Annotated in this window: 12 protein-coding genes and 1 tRNA gene; 6 read left to right on the top strand and 7 right to left on the bottom strand. The window is 50.1% G+C overall.

From position 1 onward, the window contains the following. Both KXR87_RS16650 and KXR87_RS16645 read right to left on the bottom strand, forming a co-directional pair. Nucleotides 1–592: fimbrial biogenesis chaperone (locus KXR87_RS16650; protein WP_437433328.1), on the bottom strand; the 592-nt coding region annotated here is incomplete at its 3' end. Between the two features lie 668 nt (nt 593–1,260). Further along, on the bottom strand, nt 1,261–3,141 hold the full coding sequence (locus KXR87_RS16645; RefSeq protein WP_437433327.1) for a flagellin: 1,881 nt from the start codon (nt 3,139–3,141) through the stop codon (nt 1,261–1,263). 529 nt (nt 3,142–3,670) lie between these two features. On the opposite strand from KXR87_RS16645, the gene KXR87_RS16640 reads away from it, so the two are divergent. Both KXR87_RS16640 and KXR87_RS16635 read left to right on the top strand, forming a co-directional pair. Further along, entirely contained in the window at nt 3,671–4,813 is a 1,143-nt protein-coding gene (locus KXR87_RS16640; RefSeq protein WP_437433326.1) for an ATP-grasp domain-containing protein, read from the top strand. Nucleotides 4,814–4,834: 21 nt separating this feature from the next. Continuing rightward, complete coding sequence (locus KXR87_RS16635) at nt 4,835–5,941, top strand: phosphoserine transaminase (RefSeq protein WP_437433325.1); 1,107 nt, start codon at nt 4,835–4,837, stop codon at nt 5,939–5,941. Nucleotides 5,942–6,163: 222 nt separating this feature from the next. Here the strand turns inward: KXR87_RS16635 and KXR87_RS16630 are convergent, their stop codons facing one another. Beyond that, on the bottom strand, nt 6,164–6,526 hold the full coding sequence (locus tag KXR87_RS16630) for a SymE family type I addiction module toxin (protein ID WP_437433324.1): 363 nt from the start codon (nt 6,524–6,526) through the stop codon (nt 6,164–6,166). 125 nt (nt 6,527–6,651) lie between these two features. Between KXR87_RS16630 and KXR87_RS16625 the strand changes: the two genes are divergently transcribed. Continuing rightward, complete coding sequence (locus KXR87_RS16625) at nt 6,652–6,843, top strand: toxin-antitoxin system HicB family antitoxin (protein WP_437433323.1); 192 nt, start codon at nt 6,652–6,654, stop codon at nt 6,841–6,843. Nucleotides 6,844–6,999: 156 nt separating this feature from the next. Beyond that, on the top strand, nt 7,000–8,202 hold the full coding sequence (locus tag KXR87_RS16620) for a hypothetical protein (RefSeq protein WP_437433322.1): 1,203 nt from the start codon (nt 7,000–7,002) through the stop codon (nt 8,200–8,202). A 245-nt stretch (nt 8,203–8,447) separates the two neighbouring features. Here the strand turns inward: KXR87_RS16620 and KXR87_RS16615 are convergent, their stop codons facing one another. The 3 genes from KXR87_RS16615 to KXR87_RS16605 all read right to left on the bottom strand — a co-directional run bounded on the left by KXR87_RS16615 (nt 8,448) and on the right by KXR87_RS16605 (nt 10,614). Further along, a complete protein-coding gene (locus KXR87_RS16615; protein WP_437433321.1) occupies nt 8,448–9,323 on the bottom strand; it encodes a sce7725 family protein in 876 nt (291 codons plus the stop codon). A gap of 78 nt (nt 9,324–9,401) precedes the next feature. Beyond that, on the bottom strand, nt 9,402–10,268 hold the full coding sequence (locus KXR87_RS16610; RefSeq protein WP_437433320.1) for a sce7726 family protein: 867 nt from the start codon (nt 10,266–10,268) through the stop codon (nt 9,402–9,404). 251 nt (nt 10,269–10,519) lie between these two features. After that, nucleotides 10,520–10,614: transfer RNA gene (locus KXR87_RS16605), tRNA-Sec, on the bottom strand. Between the two features lie 285 nt (nt 10,615–10,899). On the opposite strand from KXR87_RS16605, the gene KXR87_RS16600 reads away from it, so the two are divergent. Together KXR87_RS16600 and yicI are read left to right on the top strand one after the other, a co-directional pair. Beyond that, entirely contained in the window at nt 10,900–12,294 is a 1,395-nt protein-coding gene (locus KXR87_RS16600; protein WP_437433319.1) for a glycoside-pentoside-hexuronide family transporter, read from the top strand. Nucleotides 12,295–12,306: 12 nt separating this feature from the next. Continuing rightward, nucleotides 12,307–14,625, top strand: a complete 2,319-nt coding sequence (gene yicI / locus KXR87_RS16595; RefSeq protein WP_437433318.1) for an alpha-xylosidase — start codon at nt 12,307–12,309, stop codon at nt 14,623–14,625. A 194-nt stretch (nt 14,626–14,819) separates the two neighbouring features. Here the strand turns inward: yicI and KXR87_RS16590 are convergent, their stop codons facing one another. Then, the gene (locus tag KXR87_RS16590; RefSeq protein WP_437433317.1) at nt 14,820–15,815 is read right to left on the bottom strand and encodes a glycosyl hydrolase family 8; all 996 of its coding nucleotides are present in this window, start codon (nt 15,813–15,815) and stop codon (nt 14,820–14,822) included. Between the last annotated feature and the right edge of the window lie 3 nt (nt 15,816–15,818).

Here is a 15,818-nt window from a genome sequence, read left to right as displayed (position 1 = left end):
CATTTTGCTTTGCGTCCGCCACGGCAGAGGCACTTTTCAGCCGGACATCATGAAAAGAGACGTTCCAGGCGGTGGGGTTATCACACTCAAGGGCATAGCCCTTACCCTGACTAATCAGCCGCCAGCGTAATTGCGCGGCGGCATCACCCTGTGAGCCCGGCAGTCCGGTTGGTCGGTAAAAAACCTTGAGTCGGGAACGGACCGTAAATTTAATTCTGTCGCTGTTCTCTTTGCTAACGCCGGACTTTGGCTGGACCTCAAGAATATTCAGCCAGAAAACGGATTCACGATCGGCAGGCAGGACGCCACCGGTAAATATGATGCGTAATGTCTGCCCTTTTCCGGGGTCAATGCGGGAGATGGGCGGGGTGACCAGAAAGGGAATTTTTGCTGATTCCGGTCTGGCATCCGGGTTACCGCTGTCAATCCACATTTGCAACAGACGCGGCGTGTCGGCTTCATTAGTGATGCCGAGCGTAACCTCTTTTTTGCTGGCAGGGTAGATGACCCGTGTGGCGTTAATCTGAATGCCCGCCTGGGCAGAGGTCACAGACGCGACAAAAATAAGCCAGGCGGAAAAGAGAACCTTCATACCCACTCTCCCGTTTATGGGGTGAATTGTGTGGCTCTCGTTTTTACAGGGCGAAACCGGGGCAAAGTATAAATATTGGGTGGGAAATATTTATAGAGTGGATATGTGTATTTGGATGTATTGGTGAAATTAATATTTTGCCGTTATTTTTCCTGTTTCAGGTTACATGACGGCGTAATAATAGGAACGGGTTTTTATTTTGACAGTAAATACAAAACGTTTTAGGAAAAAATTTAGTTTCCAAAAATGAGGCTGGTGACCATAAGAGAGTATTCAGCCTCGAAAAAATTGATTTTCCTTTGCGGATGGCCTGATCTGCCCTGAGGGCGTGAGAGGGGCAAAACGGCCCCTCACCCTAACCCTCTCCCCGGAGGGGCGAGGGAACGGTACGGTGCGGCCTGAGGCTACGAGGCGAGGGAACGGTACGGTGCGGCCTGAGGCTACGAGGCGAGGGGGCGGAACGGTGTGGGCTGAGGCTAAAGGGCGAGGGGGCGGAACGGTGTGGGCTGAGGCTACGAGGCGAGGAGACGGTACGGCGTGGGCTGAAGCTAAAGGGCGAGGGAACGATAGGGTGCTTGAGTCAGGGCACTCACGGCTCCCTCTCCCTGAGGGAGAGGGTTGGGGTGAGGGGGGGATGCGACCACAATATTAAACCGCCAACACCGCCCTTACCCCTTCAGCAGCGCCAGCACCAGCTCTGGCGTACTATTGGCTTTAATCAGCATCTCCGCACTGGCCTGTTGCAGAATCTGCGCACGGCTCATTGCCGACACTTCGGTCGCATAATCGGCATCTTCAATGCGGGAACGGCTTGATGCGATGGCACTGGTGGCGCTGTCCTGAAGGTTCTGCACGGATTCAAGACGGTTCGCCACGGCACCCAACTGCGTGCGACGGGTATCGATGCGGTTGATAGCGCGGTCAAGCGTGGCCAGCGGGTCATCCGGGTGACGCAGGCGAATTCCTGAACCTACCTCGGAAATGGTCATCACCGTATGGTTGGTGGCGGTATCGGTGTTAGAAAACATGCTGGGGGTGTAATAAATCTGCACATCGCCCACGCCGTTGAGCGTTTTCAGCAAATACGGGCTGGTTGGCGTATTGCGAACCACCAGGGTGGCGGTCTTGGATGTGCCGCTGCCGGGCAGATCCATATAGTAGTTACCGTCGCTGTCCAGGCGCAGCACGTCGTTAAAGGTTTTGCCTTCGGCGTCAGTGTAATTGACCTGCACTTTTGCCGGGTCGAGCGTCACATAGGATGTACCACTGACGCTGGTGACCGGGGTAAAGCTGTTTGCCAGGGTGGTGCTGGTAGCGGTGACGCTTAACGAGGTCGTGGTGCCGTTCGAGGTGGCGGTAAATCTGGCGGGGTAATACTGCAAATTGCCGCCGTTATTCACTTCTATCACGTACAGGCTGCCGGACTTCATCAGCCTGCCCGCTACCGCGTTGCCATTGGCATCGGTAAAAGTCGAGGCTACCGTGCTGCTGTCCACCGCGGGCGTGGCGGTGACGTTGGTGGGTAGGGTGGTAAATTCAAAGTCTTCCTTACCGGTCGCGCTGGTCATCTGCGCCGTTACCGAGCCGGATGGCCCAAACGTCAGGCTGGCCGGGAAGTAGGTATCGCCCTGCTGAATATAATACTGGCCGTTATCCTGGGTCAGCGTGCTGCCGCTGACCACCGCGCCGTTAGTGTCGAACACATTAAGGGTGGTGATGGCACGGGAAGGGATCTGGCCCGCTGCATTGTAGGCGGCTGTGCTACTGGTAGCACTGACTGAAATAGCGCCGGTACCGGTCTGGGTGTCCCAGCTTGCAGAGTAGTTCGCATGGTAATAGGCCGGTTTGCCGTTCGCATCATTGCCTTTAATGTAATACAGATTATCGGTGCCCCTGACCAGCTGAGGGGACGTTAAGGTGGTGGAATAGCTCACGCTAATAGCGGGGTTGCTGAGCGACATCGAACTGGCATTTCCCACGTAATTATTAACGTCAGAGACACTCCCGCTGAGGCCGCTGATGATGAGATCTTTTAGCCCCAGTTCATCCACGCTGAAGCCAGGGGACGACAAATCGAGGTCGATTTTCTCATTATCATGTGTACCCACCTGGAACCCCATCTTGCCCGCGCTGCCATCCAGCAAAGGAATGCCGTTGAAGTTCGAGGTGGAGTTGAGCTGATCGATGGCTTTCAGGTTGAGGTTAATCTCCGCCTGAATGGCGTCTGAATCTTCCTGCGAGTTAATGCCGTTCAGCCCCTGCACCGCCAGTTCACGGATGCGCTGCAGACGGTTATTGATTTCATCGAGCGCACTTTCTGCCGTCTCCACCATCGACAGTCCATCACCCGCATTGCGCTTCGCCTGCGACAGCCCGCTTTGTTGGCTGGCGAGACGGTTAGCAATCGCCTGCCCGGCCGCGTTGTCGCTGGCACTATTAATGCGCAGCCCGGAACCCAGTCGACGAATGGAGGCATCAAGTTCAGATTTGCTCTTAGCCGCCTGGTTTTGGGCGTTTAGCGATGGAAGGTTAGTTTTGAGACTGATCATTAGCCTGCTCACGAAGTAATCCCTGGTAGGGGTTATCGGCAACGCCTTGCGAACTTTAAGGAGATAATTTTGATTAGGTTAAATCTTCACTGTTGTTGCAGATAAAAAAACTGCCAATAAAATCCCGCTACGCTTCTTGTAGCATATTGTGTTGGGTTTTATAACTTAAGTAGTTTTTGCAGTTGGTTTAAAGGGGGATCTACTAAAATTGGTAGGACGCTAAGTATTTCCTCCGCTATGGCCTTTGCCCCTGCCCTGCAGCCCCTTCTCGCGGGCAAATTCTCCGAAATGCATCCAAAAACAGAGGATAATTGGCGTTTAGCTTTTCTTGACTGCTGGTTTAATGGTGCGGTTATGACTGAAACTTTCGCCGCTACCAGGCGAAGCTTCGGGACTCCTCCTCCAAAAAGAGAATTGACGATTGAATACTCCAGCGTCAGCCGACACGTTGCCCGCGTCCGAAGCAGCGTTCCCCCCAGCGGCCACTTATTTCGGACTCGCACCCTTTCTGCGTATGAGCATTGCCGGCATGGATTTCACTGCCCATACCCAGGAGATGATTGCGAAGGCGCAGGACAACCCCGACGACGCCATGCTGTGGATGAATCTCTCCACCGCAATGATGAGCCTCAAACACGAAGAGCTCGGGCTGACCATTCAGGAGCAGGCGCTGACGCAACAGCGCGTTTACGTGCGCCCCGCAGCGCTTCAGCCTGCCAGACTGCGCCTGCTGATGCTGGTGGTGCCGGGTAACTTGTCTGCTAACGTGCCGATCGACTGTCTGCTGGAAAACAGCGACGTCGACCTCATCTATTACTTCGTTGATCCGCACGGCGCAGAGCCGCTGGCCTGGGCCATTCCAGAGCATGATCTGACGATGGTCGCCATCGGTGCCAGCGATGAGACCCGCGAGCTTATTAATCGTCTGGAGCACAAACTCGCCGGCTGGCCGCAGCCTGTGATTAACGCGCCGCAGTTTGTGTTCTCGTCTGAGCGCAACACCGCCAGCCTGCTGCTGCAAAACGCGCCCGGCCTGCAAATCAGCCCGGCGTTGCATGTGACCCGTCGCGAACTGGAAGAGGTTGCCGCAGGCAGCATGATGCTCTCGGACGTAGCCGCCGGACATCAATTTCCCATCATTGTGCGCCCGGTAGGCACCCACGGCGGCCACGGGCTACAAAAGCTCGATACCCCTGCTGAAGTGGCGACTTACCTTACCGAATTGAATGAGCCGGTCTTCTTCCTGTCGCAATTTATTGATTACAGCGGCGACGACGGCCAGTTCCGCAAATTCCGCGTGGTGCTGATCGACGGCAAGCCTTACGCCTGCCACATGGGCATTTCGTCGCACTGGATGATTCACTACGTCAATGCGGGTATGTATGAAGATGCCGCCAAACGTGCTGAAGAAGCCGAATTTTTAAATACCTTTGCCGATTTTACCGAGCGTCATAAGGCCGCGCTGGACGCTATTTACCAGCGCACTGGCCTGGATTACCTCGGGATTGATTGCGCAGAAACCAAAGACGGGCAGTTCCTGGTGTTTGAAATCGATCCGGCGATGGTTATTCACGCCATGGACGATGAGGTGCTGTTCCCGAATAAACAGATTCACATGAGCAAAGTCATTAACGCATTTCGCAACCTGCTGTTAGCGCGGGTTGGTCATTAATTTGAGTACAGTGGAAAACTTATGTCATTAAATCCAAAGAACGCCCTTAACTTCTCCGGTGGGCCGGGCGCGCTGCCGGAAGTGGTTCTGAACCAGGTTCAGCAGTCGATCATCAACGTGCCGGAAGTGGGCCTGTCCATCCTCGGCATCAGCCACCGTTCCGCGTGGTTTGAAAACGTGGTGCGCGAAACGGAAAACAACATTCGCACGCTGCTTAACCTGCCGGATGATTTCCATATCCTGTTCCTGCAAGGTGGCGCGACCCAGCAGTTCTCCCAGGTCCCAATGACCATGCTGCGTGGCAAAAAGCACGCCGCCGAGTACCTGGAAACGGGTTACTGGAGCCGCAAAGTGGTCACCGAAGCGATGCGCGAAGGCCCGGTAAAAGTGGTCTGGAGCGGTGAGAGCGACGGCTATCGTCGTCTGCCGGACGAGGGTGAAGTGACCTTCTCCCCGGACGCGCCATACATTCACTATGTCTCCAACGAGACGGTGGAAGGCCTGCAATTCAACCGCGTGCTGGGCCACGACCACGTGCCGCGCGTGTGTGACATGTCTTCTGACTTCCTCTCCAAACCGTGCGAAGCGGACAAGTTCTCCCTGATTTACGCCCATGCGCAGAAGAACATCGGCCCGGCAGGCGTGACCATTGTGCTGATCCGCGACAGCGTGGTGCAGGCGGGCACCAAAGAGCTGCCTGCGTTCCTCGACTACCGTCGCCAGATTGAAGCGCACTCCAACCTGAACACCCCGCCGGTCTTCGCCATTTACGTGGTGCTGCTGGTGACCCGCTGGCTGCTCAACGATGTGGGCGGCGTGGAAAAAATGGGTGAAATCAACCGCGTGAAAGCTGACCTGCTTTACAGCATTCTCGACAACAGCGACGATTTCTATCACTCCTGGGCCGCACCTGAGCACCGTTCCGACATGAACGTGGCGTTCACCCTGCCGACCAAAGAGATTGAAGCCGCGTTCTTCGAAGAGACCCGTGCCGCAGATTTCTCCGGTCTCGAAGGCCACCGCGCCATCGGTGGCGTGCGCGCATCAATCTATAACGCCCTGAGCGTAACGGCAGTTGAGAAACTCGCCGACTTTATGCAGGACTTCCAGCGCCGCCACCGCAAATAAGCGGGGTGGTGAAAAGACGGGACAGGGAGGTTCTGTTTGAGTGGGAGTAAGTATTTGTAGGTCGGGTAAGCGCAGTGTTACCCGACTTTTTAGCGGTTGGGTACAACCGAACTCCGAGGCCGGAAGATATCTGTAGGTCGGATAAGCGAAGCGCCATCCGACAATTCGTTTAAGGCTTATTAGCTCGTTGCCAGTTTGAACATCCGCAGGCGGCTAACTCTGTCAGTAGGCTAATTCGATGAGTTTTTTCAGATCGGGTAAGGGCGCGACTTTGGCTGTTAATGACGTCACGCCCTGTGTCTCGGGCTGCACCGCCGCTTTAATTCCCTCTAACCACTGACGCGCTTCTTTTAATTCCGCTGTGAGCTTCTCTTCTTTATCGGTAAAAGCCGTCAGCACGATGCAACCATTCATCGCGCGCAGCGTGTAATGCTGCCCGGTATCGAACCCCACCTCCCGCAACCACTTGCCGGAAATCGTCAAACTCGGCGAACTTTTATCACGACCTCTCGGGCGATATCCCACAATTAACTCACGCGAGGTTCCAGTGGTCGTAATGTCCAGGTTAGAATGCAAATCAGCCATAATCAACTCCTTGATAGTTGGTGTGGTTAGACGCTCCGGTGGTGTTCGCGCACCGCTTGAGCGTTGATTGATTAGGTGGTTTAGGTGGCCCCCTATGTGAATAAGATTAAAAAATAGGTGGCCTCATGTCAATCATATCGCGCGAAAAAAAACCCAAAGGCGGCGGTCAGTCACCACAGTTCAAAATGCGCATTGATCCGGCACTGAAGGAACAGCTTGATGCCGTAGCGGCAGAAGAAGGAGTCAGTCTCGCCAGTTGGTTAAAGGAACTGGCGAGAGAGGCGTTGCGGGGGAAGGGGGTTGAGCCAAAAGGTTAGGTTTAATTTGTCCATAAGAAAAATTAGTAGGCCATTAGGTTATCATTCGTTTGAATGACACAATTTTCAGAATATTAAACTATTTTTACAACTTAGCTTGTCTTTTAAATCTATAAAAATAAAATTAATAAACTATCCGTTCTTCAAGAGGCACATATGGAATATGTAAAAGAATATTTGCTTATATTTTCTGAGGAAATAAAGTTAAGCCAAAACAAAGAACATTTGAAAAGTATTATTCAAGGGAATGAAAATTTAATCTTTAAAGAGGGTGATATTGTTTCCTATAACGAGGAACATTACAATTTAATTATTAGCAAAATAGAATCTTCTAATCATAAATGTCGAAGTTATGTTATTAAAGTTTTATCCCCTGATATAGAGAAAGATGATGATGATAAAAAATTAAAATTCATTGATTTCAATAAGGAACTAATTGACACAATAAAGGAAATAAAACACTCTCAGTTAAATACGTTGCGGGATGATGTTTCTTTAGACTTCTCTGTTGATGGTTATAGACATATAAACCAGATTGAGAATAAGATGAGGAAATTAATAACCCTTTTCATGACGGCTAAAGTAGGGTTGGACTGGGTGGCTGAGAATACACCGCAAGATGTAATTAACTCTATTAGAAATGAGGAAGCTAAGAAAGCTGACCTACAATTTAATAACTTCTTATCTGAAACTGATTTTATTCAGCTTTCTAATTTTCTTTTTGAAAGATACAATACTCTCAAAACTAATGACTTACAAAGAATCCTTATGTCTAATGATGCAATTGATCTTGAATATATTAAAGGATTTATTCCCAAAAGTAATTGGGAAAGATATTTTTCATCAATAATTGATACAAAAGAGGCACAAATAATAAAGTGGTGGGAAATGTTGTACACATTAAGGAATGTAATTGCGCATAATAGATTTATCAGTTATGAAGATTACAGGAGATTGCTTAGTCTAAAAAATAACATGAATACAGTTATCGATGAAGCGATAAATAACATTGAGGCTATTAACGTAACAGGTTCTCAGCAAGAAGAAATAAAGTCAGAAGTAATTAGAGAAATTAATCCTGTAAAGAAAGAAGTTGTTAATGAGGTTTCTAAAAAAGATGTAGTCAAAGATACGGTTATAAGTGATTCAGGTTCAACACTGAGAAGGTTGAATAACTTGATCTATTCTAATATCGAGGATTCATTCAAAAGTGAGTTGAGAAAGTCTAGGAGCAAATTAAAGTATTCAGTATCGAGGTATAATTCCGATCCATCTGAATTGAATAAAAATTTACTCTCATTAGAAACTAAAAGATCTTTGTCATATTTATCTGAAATTGCAAATTTTATTAATGTTTGATTTTTAAAGTTATTAATCATTAAAAAGGCTGATTATGTAGTTACTATAGGATAGTGCTAGCTAGGTAATAGCTTTCTAATCAAATTGTGCAATTTTTGTTTGCAGGCTCTTTTATATGGAATAGATCTTTTACCTATTGGTTGTACATAAAAAATATTAAAGATTAGATTTCTGTATTTAAAAATAATAGATTTTTCTTGATAGTCAGTATGAAATAAATACTGACTATCAAATTTAAATTAAAATTATCTGTTGCTAAGAATGTAATTCATAAGTTCAATATGATGTTTAATAGATATTTTCTTTATCTTTCCTAAACTAGTACGTTCGCCGGAATCATAAATATCCTTAAACTCTTGGCATGCGTGTGAGAATGATAAGGTTTTCTCATTCTCCTCCAGAAATTCTATCAATTTTGGTAAGGCTTCAGAAACTAATGTTGAACCATCTTCTTCAACTTTATCTCTTTGCTCCGAAAGAAAATGTTTTATCCATACTTCTTCTTCTTCTTCCTCATAGGTAAGGTGAATTGCGGCTGTTATAGCTGGTCCACCATTCTCAGTATATTTTGAACCAAGAATTGTATAGTCACCGACCCCTATGAAATTTTCTTGGTCAAAAGTAAATATATTATCGCTAAAAAACTCTTCTTCATCATAATCAGCGTTACGGTCTAACTTATTAAAAGAATCTTCTAAAAGAACATTATCGTAATCATTAAAGTGACTCCGATATTTTCTCCCGGTTTTTTCCTTTATAAAAAAATTCCATTTGAAATTAATGCATTGACCTATTAATGCAAATAGACCTTCTAAATCTTTACTGCTAGCAGAGTGAATAATAGATATGTTTTGATTATTGTATTTGCCAAAGAAATTTTCTAATTGTTCAAATGTGGTACCTTCTGTCAACCAAAATGCTAAACAAACATTTGGATTAATGTCAATTATCTCATCAATTAATACATTGAGTTTTCTTTGGTTTTTTGAAAAGAAACCAACTTGCGGATTAGCTATAATAACTGGATTGGATCCTTTCTCCTCCAGTTCGTTTAGGCAACGAAATAAATCTGAAGTGGTAGAGTTAACCGCCTCAATTATAGGTATTATTCTTAATGCCAATGGATTCTCTTAATGCTAGTAGTTCATTTCTTTTTGCTCTGAGTAGCGGAAAATACATAAAATCCTCCAGATTTAATGTCAATTATTCCCTATCAATGCATCAATTAACAATCCTTTTCTTTTATTAGATAAAGAGGTAGTTAATACTACAGATGTTAAAGAGTTGGGGATGCAATCTGAAAGAGAAAGTAATTCTCTTTCAAGATTTCTTTTTTTAAGGCATTCATTGAAGTAGTCATGAGCCTTTTCATTACTGAGTGTTAGAAAATAATCTTTACAGGTTTTTTTTACGTCAATAGGTTTGACGTTAATTTCGTTTGTATTTGTTCCTGTTTTGAATATATTAATGTATTCATCTCTTCTCAAACATGAAAATATCAAACTCTTGTCAAGTTTTGATATATTACTTTGGGCTTCTCTTTTTGTTTTTAATGTGTAGCTTTTACTCAATGTCATTATACCATATTCAGGATCTATGTTACTTGACCAAAGTTCATATTTATGGTCGGGCATTACGACATAAACCTTATCGAAAACCTTAGAGTAATCTGATAACTGATTGAATAATCTGGTAAATGAATCATATTCAGTTTTTATCTCATATGCTACAGTGGTACCATTAGATATTATTACATCCGCGATTGAAGAGTTAACTCTAAACTCAGTATCAAAATAGCAATTTTTAGATAACTTATGCTTTCCTTTAACTATTTTTTCAGCAATTGCATTTTTATAAATATACTCAGTTCTATATTCTTTGAGCATTTTTTTATAAATCCCATCTAAAGAACAAGAGATCAGCGGTGTGTTTTCATTTAATACTATATTAAATTTTAGGGTGAGTGCTTTCAGTTTCCATAAAGCACAAACTGGATCATCAATCAAAAGGTTAATGAAATTTTTAGAAAAAACGCCATTTAGCACTTTTAAATCTGACGTACTCATTTAAGCTAATCTCTGACTGATGTAATATACCATATTGATTATGGCCAAATTTTTCATATCAATTTATTCTTCTAAATATAGTGCACTATTACAATTAACTCGTACACTTTTTTTAATGATTTCTGCTAATGCTTCCAACATATGAAATTAGGCAATATTGAAAGTACTAGCGGCGTGGAGGAAGCAGAGGAATTAAGATTTAATCTTAACTGTATGATTAAAAACGGATTTAAATAAGCATATAGACAAACTGGCGGAAGATCACAGGAGTCGAACCTGCCCGGGATCGCTGGCGACCCCATCTGGATTTGAAGTCCAGCCGCCTCACCGGAGACGACGATCTTCCGCGCCTCGATTGCTACATGGAGGCGGGGCGCATTATAGCCACTTTCAAGTGCTAACCATATCCCCCATCACACTTTTTTCTCGCTCTGCTTCGCGAATTTCCCCTCGTTTGAGATAAATCCTTACCTTTTCCGCGAGTTACCATTTTCTGGGTAATTGCGGAACCACGATCACAGAAAACAAGAATCGTAATTTGATAACCAGAAAACGCAATTCCTGCGTAAAAGGTGATGGTTTACAACGTTCAGAACCATTCTCAGCGCACCTTTGCGCGTAAGGAATCTTCATGAACTCGCACATCATCTCAGTGAAGGAAAAAATTGGTTACGGCATGGGTGACGCCGCCAGCCACATCATCTTCGATAACGTCATGCTCTACATGATGTTCTTCTATACCGATATCTTCGGCATTCCCGCCGGGTTTGTGGGCACCATGTTCCTGCTGGCGCGTGCGCTGGACGCCATCTCCGACCCCTGCATGGGGCTGATTGCCGACCGCACCCGCAGCCGCTGGGGGAAATTCCGCCCGTGGATACTGTTCGGTGCCATTCCGTTTGGCCTGGTGTGCGTGCTGGCCTACAGCACTCCGGACCTCAGCCAGAGCGGCAAACTGATTTACGCCGCCGTCACCTACACGTTGCTGACGTTGCTCTACACCGTGGTCAACATCCCGTACTGCGCGCTGGGCGGTGTGATTACCGACGACCCGAAACAGCGCATCTCCCTGCAATCCTGGCGCTTCGTGCTGGCGACGGCGGGCGGCATGCTCTCCACCGTGCTGATGATGCCGCTGGTCAACCTCATTGGCGGCGATGACAAAGCCTTCGGCTTCCAGGGCGGCATTGCGGTGCTCTCGGTGGTTGCCTTTATGATGCTTGCATTCTGCTTCTTCACCACCAAAGAACGCATCCAGGTGCCGCCGAGCACCACGCCGATGCGTGAAGATCTGCGCGACATCTGGCAGAACGACCAGTGGCGCATCGTCGGCCTGCTCACCATCCTCAACATCCTCGCCGTCTGCGTGCGCGGCGGCGCGATGATGTATTACTGCACTTGGATTATGGGCTCCGCGGGCATCTTCACCCTGTTCCTCACCACCTACTGCGTGGGCAACCTGATTGGCTCCGCGCTGGCAAAACCGCTCACCGACTGGAAGTGCAAAGTCAGCGTCTTCTGGTGGACCAACGCCGCGCTGGCGGTGGTCAGCCTGGCGATGTTCTTCGTGCCAGTGACCGCCAACATCACCATGTTCATCTTTATCTTCGTGATTGGTGTGCTGCACCAGCTTGTGACCCCGATTCAGTGGGTGATGATGTCCGACACCGTCGACTACGGCGAATGGCGCAACGGTAAACGCCTCACCGGCATCAGCTTTGCGGGCACCCTGTTCGTGCTCAAACTGGGCCTCGCCCTTGGTGGCGCGCTGATTGGCTGGATGCTTGCAGGCGGCGGTTACGACGCGGCGGCCAGCAGCCAGAACAGCACCACCATCAGCATCATCATTGCCCTGTTCACCATTGTTCCGGCCATCTGCTACCTGCTGAGCGCGATTATCGCCAAACGCTTCTACACGCTGAAAACCCCGTTCCTCATCAAGATGATGGCGGAACTGGCGCAGGGTGCGCGTCGCAACGAGCAGGATTTTGCGGACGTGTCAGCGAACAAAGAATTTCAAAACTAAGAGGACATTGTTATGAAAATCAGTGATGGAAACTGGCTTATTCAGCCTGGGCTGAACCTCATCCACCCCATTCAGGTGTTCGACGTGGAGCAGCAGGGGAATGAGATGGTGGTTCACGCCGCGCCGCGTGATGTGCGCGAGCGCACCTGGCAACTGGACACGCCGCTTTTCACTCTGCGTTTCTTCTCGCCGCAGGAAGGTGTGGTGGGTGTGCGCATTGAGCACTTCCAGGGGGCGCTCGATAACGGCCCGCACTATCCGCTCAACGTCCTGAGCGATGTAAAAACAGAGATGCAAAACACCGCTGCATTTGCCGAGCTGAAAAGCGGCAACCTCAGCGTGCGGGTCACCAAAGGCGAATTCTGGTCGCTGGATTTTCTGCGTAGCGGCGTGCGCATTACCGGCAGCCAGGCGAAAAACAACGGCTATGTGCAGGACGGCAACAGCGTGCGCAACTACATGTTCGAGCGCCTGGATTTGGGTGTGGGCGAGACGGTGTATGGCCTCGGCGAGCGCTTTACCGCGCTGGTGCGTAACGGCCAGACGGTGGAAACCTGGAACCGCGACGGCGGCACCAGCACCGAGCAGTCGTACAAGAATATCCCGTTCTACCTCACCAACCGCGGCTATGGAGTGCTGGTGAACCACCCGGAAAACGTCTCCTTTGAAATCGGCTCCGAAAAAGTCTCCAAAGTGCAGTTCAGCGTGGAAGGCGAGTACCTGGAGTACTTCGTGATCGACGGCCCGACGCCGAAAGAGGTGCTCAACCGCTACACGCAGTTCACCGGGCGACCTGCTTTACCCCCTGCGTGGTCCTTCGGCCTGTGGCTCACCACCTCGTTCACCACCAATTACGACGAAGCGACGGTGAACAGCTTTATCGACGGCATGGCGGAGCGCAACCTGCCGCTGCACGTCTTCCACTTTGACTGCTTCTGGATGAAAGCCTTCCAGTGGTGCGACTTTGAATGGGACCCGGTGACCTTCCCGGACCCGAAAGGGATGATTCGCCGCCTGAAGGACAAAGGGCTGAAAGTCTGCGTCTGGATCAACCCTTACATCGGGCAGAAATCCCCGGTCTTTAAGGAGCTGAAAGAGAAAGGCTACCTGCTCAAGCGCCCGGACGGTTCGCTCTGGCAGTGGGACAAGTGGCAGCCTGGGCTGGCGATTTATGACTTCACTAACCCGGACGCCTGTAAATGGTATGCCGACAAGCTGAAAGGGCTGGTGGATATCGGCGTCGACTGCTTTAAAACCGACTTCGGTGAGCGTATTCCGACGGATGTGGTTTGGCATGATGGTTCCGATCCGCAGAAAATGCACAACCATTATGCGTACATCTACAACGAATTGGTGTGGAACGTGCTCAAAGAGACCGTAGGCGAGGAAGAGGCGGTGCTGTTTGCGCGTTCGGCATCCGTCGGCGCACAACAGTTCCCGGTGCACTGGGGCGGGGACTGCTACGCCAACTATGAATCGATGGCTGAAAGCCTGCGCGGCGGGTTGTCGATTGGGCTGTCTGGTTTTGGTTTCTGGAGCCACGACATCGGCGGCTTTGAGAACACCGCGCCGGCGGATGTTTACAAGCGCTGGTGCGCGTTCGGGTTGCTCTCCAGCCACAGTCGCCTGCACGGTAGCAAATCCTACCGGGTGCCGTGGGCCTACGATGAAGAGTCCTGCGACGTGGTGCGTCACTTTACCGAGCTGAAGTGCCGGATGATGCCGTATCTCTATCGTCAGGCGGCGAAAGCCAACGAGTGCGGTACGCCGATGCTGCGCGCCATGATGCTGGAGTTCCCGGATGACCCGGCCTGCGACTACCTCGACCGCCAGTACATGCTCGGCGACAGCGTGCTGGTGGCCCCGGTGTTCAGCGAAGCGGGCGATGTGCAGTTTTACCTGCCGGAAGGGCGCTGGACGCACCTGTGGCACAACGACGAAGTACAGGGCAGCCGCTGGCATAAGCAGGTTCATGATATGCAAAGCCTGCCGGTGTACGTGCGCGGCAACACGCTGCTGGCGCTCGGTGAGAACGACCAGAAGCCGGACTACGCCTGGCATGAAGGCACGGCATTCCAGTTGTTTGCGCTGGAGGACGGGCACGAAGCAATGTGCGAAGTGCCGGATGCGCAGGGTAAGGTGCAGTTCCGTTTACGGGCGAAACGCGAGGTCGGGGTGATAAGCGTGCAGAGCGAAGGCGAAGCGAGCAACTGGTCGCTGTGCCTGCGTAATGTTGCTAAGGTGGCGGGCGTGCAGGGCGGCTCGCAGTCGGGTAGCGAATGGGGCGTGGTGATTACGCCGCAGGGCGGTGAGATTCGGGTGCAATTGTAAGGTTTCCTCTCACCCCGGCCCTCTCCCCAAAGGGGCGAGGGGGAAAATCGGTTCCGTGCAGTTCTGCGCCAGATAGGGCAGAAAATCAAAGTCTGTCGAGGCTGATCTATTTAGCTACAAACCGCACAAGACAGTCCCCTCTCCCCTATGGGGAGAGGGTTAGGGTGAGGGCTCCAAACCCCACAAAACCAACACTACTTCTGCTGCGATACCCAGACCAGCATCTTCAGGCTCGCTGAGTAGTAGTCATCCTGCGCCGTGATCTGCGGTTCGCTCACGGGTTCATTCAGCACCAAATCACGCACGGCCAGCAGGCCGTCGTTCATGTTGTAGGGCGCGGTGTCGTTAGTGGTCACGTTCACCCACGCCGGGGTGCGGCTGCGGTTGTAGCCCTGCCACCAGGCGCGCCACGGGGTGAGCAGTGTGCTCTGTGGGTTCCACCAGGCGATATAGAGCGGAACGCGGATGGCGTCGTAGCTTGTGCGCGGCGGCCACTCTTTGGCGGGCGTCAGTTTGCCATCGGCGGAGAGCGCCACCCAGTCGGTGGGCAGGCGCGACTGACCAAAGCTCATCTTGCCAAGCAGCGTAGAGCCATCGCGAATCAGGTCACGCCACACGGTCAAATGACTGCGGCTGGCAAAGTCCTGCCACGCCGGGAAGATGAAATAGGACGGGTTCAGGTTCACATAGCTGTTGAGGTTAAAGCCTTTCGCCCCTGGCAGCATCACCCGGTAGCCTGCAAAGTTAATCACCGTATGCTTGATGAGCGCCTGGGTAATGGCGTCAGACGCTGTGGCGTAGCTGTTGTCATTCCAGCGCTGGCTGGCTTTTAACAGCGCCCAGGCGATTACCGCATCGCCGTCGGTGGCATCGTTTTTATCAACGATCGGGTCGGCTTCAACCGGGTTATAACGCCAGTAAAACAGACCGTTGTCTTTGTTTCTCAAGGTCTTGTTGGTCCAGCCCCAGATGCTGTCAAAGGCGGCCTTGTCATTGTTGACGACCGCCATCAGCATGCCGTAGCTCTGACCTTCCGAGTGAGAGACATTGTTATTGCCGGTGTCCACAATACGGCCATCCGGCATCAGGAAACGGGCTTTGTAGGTGTCCCAGGCTTGCCCCGCCGAGGCGAACGACGAAAACAGCACACTCACCATCATCACCATTGCAGGTATCACGCGTTTAAACATAAA

Origin of the sequence: Yokenella regensburgei, from assembly GCF_051486985.1 — a bacterium.
Classification (GTDB): domain Bacteria; phylum Pseudomonadota; class Gammaproteobacteria; order Enterobacterales; family Enterobacteriaceae; genus CBFFRJ01.
This window is presented reverse-complemented; position numbering and strand designations above follow the sequence as displayed.

Coding starts and splice junctions, on each gene's coding strand:
- KXR87_RS16610 (WP_437433320.1), bottom strand. CDS start 10,268: ATGAGTACGTCAGATTTAAAAGTGCTAAATGGCGTTTTTTCTAAAAAT.
- KXR87_RS16620 (WP_437433322.1), top strand. CDS start 7,000: ATGGAATATGTAAAAGAATATTTGCTTATATTTTCTGAGGAAATAAAG.
- KXR87_RS16600 (WP_437433319.1), top strand. CDS start 10,900: ATGAACTCGCACATCATCTCAGTGAAGGAAAAAATTGGTTACGGCATG.
- yicI (WP_437433318.1), top strand. CDS start 12,307: ATGAAAATCAGTGATGGAAACTGGCTTATTCAGCCTGGGCTGAACCTC.
- KXR87_RS16635 (WP_437433325.1), top strand. CDS start 4,835: ATGTCATTAAATCCAAAGAACGCCCTTAACTTCTCCGGTGGGCCGGGC.
- KXR87_RS16645 (WP_437433327.1), bottom strand. CDS start 3,141: ATGATCAGTCTCAAAACTAACCTTCCATCGCTAAACGCCCAAAACCAG.
- KXR87_RS16625 (WP_437433323.1), top strand. CDS start 6,652: ATGTCAATCATATCGCGCGAAAAAAAACCCAAAGGCGGCGGTCAGTCA.
- KXR87_RS16640 (WP_437433326.1), top strand. CDS start 3,671: ATGGATTTCACTGCCCATACCCAGGAGATGATTGCGAAGGCGCAGGAC.
- KXR87_RS16630 (WP_437433324.1), bottom strand. CDS start 6,526: ATGGCTGATTTGCATTCTAACCTGGACATTACGACCACTGGAACCTCG.
- KXR87_RS16590 (WP_437433317.1), bottom strand. CDS start 15,815: ATGTTTAAACGCGTGATACCTGCAATGGTGATGATGGTGAGTGTGCTG.